This is a genomic window from Arthrobacter sp. I3 (assembly GCF_000520575.1).
In the GTDB taxonomy this organism is placed as follows: Bacteria; Actinomycetota; Actinomycetes; order Actinomycetales; family Micrococcaceae; genus Arthrobacter; species Arthrobacter humicola_A.
In genome coordinates this window covers 63,600-67,564 of the sequence record NZ_KI914914.1, presented here as the reverse complement: position 1 = coordinate 67,564, position 3,965 = coordinate 63,600, and the positions used below count along the sequence as shown (strand labels likewise).

General features: G+C 67.0%; 4 protein-coding genes and 1 pseudogene. 3 read left to right on the top strand and 2 right to left on the bottom strand.

The features are described from left to right. On the bottom strand, positions 1-592 hold a 592-nt coding region (locus tag Y706_RS24170), incomplete at its 3' end, for a phosphatase PAP2 family protein (protein ID WP_043435320.1). 61 nt (positions 593-653) lie between these two features. Continuing rightward, positions 654-1,310: a phosphatase PAP2 family protein gene (locus Y706_RS24165; RefSeq protein ID WP_253906716.1), complete on the bottom strand. Its 657-nt coding sequence runs from the start codon at positions 1,308-1,310 to the stop codon at positions 654-656. Positions 1,311-1,541: 231 nt separating this feature from the next. On the opposite strand from Y706_RS24165, the pseudogene Y706_RS30060 reads away from it, so the two are divergent. From Y706_RS30060 to Y706_RS24155, 3 genes and pseudogenes are all read left to right on the top strand, one after another. Continuing rightward, positions 1,542-1,952 (top strand): annotated as a pseudogene (locus Y706_RS30060) (cytosine permease); the annotation flags it as partial. A gap of 73 nt (positions 1,953-2,025) precedes the next feature. Beyond that, positions 2,026-3,207: a purine-cytosine permease family protein gene (locus Y706_RS24160; protein WP_253906715.1), complete on the top strand. Its 1,182-nt coding sequence runs from the start codon at positions 2,026-2,028 to the stop codon at positions 3,205-3,207. Further along, the coding region (locus Y706_RS24155; RefSeq protein WP_156945084.1) for a cyclase family protein at positions 3,204-3,965 on the top strand (762 nt) is incomplete at its 3' end. The genes Y706_RS24160 and Y706_RS24155, both read left to right, overlap by 4 nt.

The following is a 3,965-nucleotide window of genomic DNA, read 5'->3' as shown; positions in this document are numbered from 1 at the left end:
TCCCCGCCACGATGAAGGCGATGACAGCGGACATGGGGTTCTTCCGGCGCGAAAAAACCAGATACGTGGTCACCAGCAGGAAGTCGCACGCGCCGAGGACGTGGCCGGACGGAAACGAGAACGTGGAGTCGGCGCCGAAGAGCATGAGGTCGATCGGAGGCCGGTGGCGTTCGACGATGTGGCCGATGACCTGCGCCAGAATGACGCCGGTCAGCATGGCGCCGGCCAGGAGCATCGGCCGCCAGGCGTGCTTGGCGAGCAGGCCCCAGGCCACCGTCACGATCAGGACGATGATTGGCAGGCCGATGGGGCCGAAGATGATCGCAAGGATGATCATGATGATGGTGGTGGGTTCCGCGCGCAGGGTCAGGAGCCAGGTCCGCACGGGCTCATCCGCCGCAGAGATGCCGCCGTGCTGCAGGACTCCGGCGAGGATTACCACGAACAGTACGGCGCCCGCGATCATCAGGACGACGGCGGTCCGGTAGAGATTCCGGCGCGCCGTCACGCTCATGAAGCGCTCCTCCACGACGAACTTTTCGTGGAAGGTCCGCCACCGTCCCTGGGGTTTGCCTGCTTGAGCCTGTGCCATGTCGCTGTGCCGCCTTTGCGCCGTGTTGTGGATGGTCCCCGTTGAAGATTATCCCTGTTATTCACCGGGCGGCGGGCACATCGGCCGCCCGGGCTTCCCGCGGCAGGGTCCCGGTCAAGATGCCGATCCCCGCCACGATGAAGGCGATGACAGCGGACATGGGGTTCTTCCGGCGCGAAAAAACCAGATACGTGGTCACCAGCAGGAAGTCGCACGCGCCGAGGACGTGGCCGGACGGAAACGAGAACGTGGAGTCGGCGCCGAAGAGCATGAGGTCGATCGGAGGCCGGTGGCGTTCGACGATGTGGCCGATGACCTGCGCCAGAATGACGCCGGTCAGCATGGCGCCGGCCAGGAGCATCGGCCGCCAGGCGTGCTTGGCGAGCAGGCCCCAGGCCACCGTCACGATCAGGACGATGATTGGCAGGCCGATGGGGCCGAAGATGATCGCAAGGATGATCATGATGATGGTGGTGGGTTCCGCGCGCAGGGTCAGGAGCCAGGTCCGCACGGGCTCATCCGCCGCAGAGATGCCGCCGTGCTGCAGGACTCCGGCGAGGATTACCACGAACAGTACGGCGCCCGCGATCATCAGGACGACGGCGGTCCGGTAGAGATTCCGGCGCGCCGTCACGCTCATGAAGCGCTCCTCCACGACGAACTTTTCGTGGAAGGTCCGCCACCGTCCCTGGGGTTTGCCTGCTTGAGCCTGTGCCATGTCGCTGTGCCGCCTTTGCGCCGTGTTGTGGATGGTCCCCGTTGAAGATTATCCCTGTTATTCACCGGGCGGCGGGCACATCGGCCGCCCGGGCTTCCCGCGGCAGGGTCCCGGTCCGGCGGCCGGTTGCGTAACCCGCCGGCCGGACACTGCAGGGCCTTGCTGTGAGCCGCTTCACAGTGTAGCCTCCAACACAACTTGTGATGCTTATAAAGCAACTCTTAGGAATCAATGATGAGCTGGATGGAGAACAACATGGTCGAGGAAAAGCCTGACGGCGCCGGCGCAGGGCGGAACCGCGGCAAGGTCACCGACGTGGAGACCTACGGCATTGAGCGGATCCCCGAAAAGGACCGCAATGCCAGCGCCTTTGACTTGTTCAGGGTTTCGTTCGGCGGTGCCAACACCTTTGCCACCGCCTTCCTGGGCGCATTTCCGATCCTGTTCGGCCTGTCGTTCTGGCAGGGGCTCGCCGCGACGGTGACGGGCCTGGTTGTCGGCGCCCTCCTGCTGGCGCCCATGGCCGTCTTTGGCCCCACGAACGGAACCAACAACGCGGTGTCCTCCTCCGCCCACCTGGGCGTGCACGGCCGGGTGGTCGGATCATTCCTCTCACTGCTGACCGCGCTGGCATTTTTCTCCATCTCGGTCTGGAGCTCCGGCGATGCCCTGGTCGGCGGGCTGAACCGGCTGGTCGGNNNGCCTGCCGCAGGACATGGGCTCGTTCGCCGTCGCCTACGGCCTCTTCGGTGGACTCGTTCTGGTGGTCTGCGTCTACGGGTTCAAGTTCATGCTGCTGGTGAACAAGATTGCCGTCACCGCGGCCACTCTGCTCTTCGTCGTCGGCTTCATCGCCTTCGCGGGCGACCTCAACCTGAACTTCGAGGGTGCCTTCGGAACCGGATTCGACGGCGTCGGCGTCGCAGGGTTCATCCCGGCGTTCATCGGCGCGGCCCTGATCGTCATGTCCAACCCCATCTCCTTCGGCGCGTTCCTGGGCGACTGGGCGCGTTACATCCCGACCGCCACCCCGAAGCGCAAGGTCATGGGCGCGGCGCTGCTGGCCCAGCTGGCCACCCTTATTCCGTTCGTCTTTGGTCTGGCCACTGCGTCCATCATCGCCACCAAGGCGCCGGAATTCATGGACCCGGCGGCGCCGAACTACGTCGGCGGCCTGCTGGCGGTCTCCCCCGCCTGGTACTTCATCCCGCTCTGCGCCATCGCCCTGATCGGCGGCATGTCCACCGGCGCGTCTTCGCTGTACGGGACCGGCCTTGACTTCAGCAGCGTCTTCCCGAGGTTCAACCGGGTCCAGGCCACCCTGTTCATCGGGATCCTGGCGATCGCCTTCATCTTCGCCGGCCGCTTCGCCTTCAACCTCGTCCAGAGCATTTCCACGTTCGCCACCCTGATCGTGACCTGCACCGCGCCCTGGATGGTGGTGATGATCATCGGTTTCATCACCCGCCGCGGCTGGTACGACGCCGATGCCCTCCAGGTGTTCAACCGGCGCCAGACCGGCGGACGGTACTGGTTCAACCACGGCTGGAACCTGCGCGGCATGGCGGCCTGGCTGGTCAGCGCCGCCGCCGGGTTGAGCATGGTGAACATGCCCGGCCAGTTCCAGGGGCCCCTGGGCAACCTGGCCGGCGGTGTGGACATCAGTCTGCCGGCATCGCTGGGGCTTGCAGCCGTCCTCTACCTCGGGCTGCTGTGGATCTTCCCGGAGCCGCGCGGAGTGTTCCCGGCCGCCGGGCCGCGCTGGATCCCCTCGAAGGACACCCCGGTGCCGCCGGTCATCGATGCGGCTGGAAACACGGTCGCTGCCGGAACACCGGAGGCAGCCGCGCCGGACTTGCACGGCGACTTCGACACGGAACTGGTGGGCCAGCGGTGACGTGGTTCGATCTCAGCGTCCCGCTGCGCACGGGAATGCCTGTCTATCCCGGCGACCCGGAGGTCCGGATCGCATCGGCACTGACCGTGGAGGCCGACGGCGCCAACGTGCTCTCGCTCGGGCTGGGCTCCCATTCGGGTACCCACGCCGACGCACCCCTGCATGTGGGCGACGGCTGGGCAGCTTTGGACGAATTGCCGCTGTCCCTTTTCGGCGGCGTCGCCGAAGTCGTGGACGTCCGGGACGTGGCCCGCGGCGGCGCCATCACCGCCGCGCACTTGGCGGGAATCGCCCCGGCGGGCTCGGCCGGGGAGCCTGGGAAACCCGGGTATCCGGGCAGTCCAGAGAAAATCCTCCTGCTGCACACCGGCTGTGCTGCGGCGTGGGGAACGGAGGAGTACCTCAAGCACCCGTGGCTGGAGGCTGCGGCGGCGCAACTGATCGTGGACCGCGGCTACCGCGCCGTAGGCCTGGATGCCCTCAGCGTGGATCCCACCTCCCCCGGCGCCACGCACGGCGACCAGCAGGGCAACCAGGACGGCGGCCCGGCCGGCGGCGGCTTTCCCGCCCACGCCATCCTGGCGGGAAACGGCTGCATCATCGTGGAAAACCTCACCGGGCTGGAGCAGGTCCAGCGGGCCACTGACGCAGGATCCGACGTCGAGCTCTTCCTCTTTCCCCTCAGTATCCCCGGGGCCGACGGCGCCCCGATCCGGGCCGTGGCCCGGCCGCTGCCGGCCGGGGCGCTGCAGCCGGGT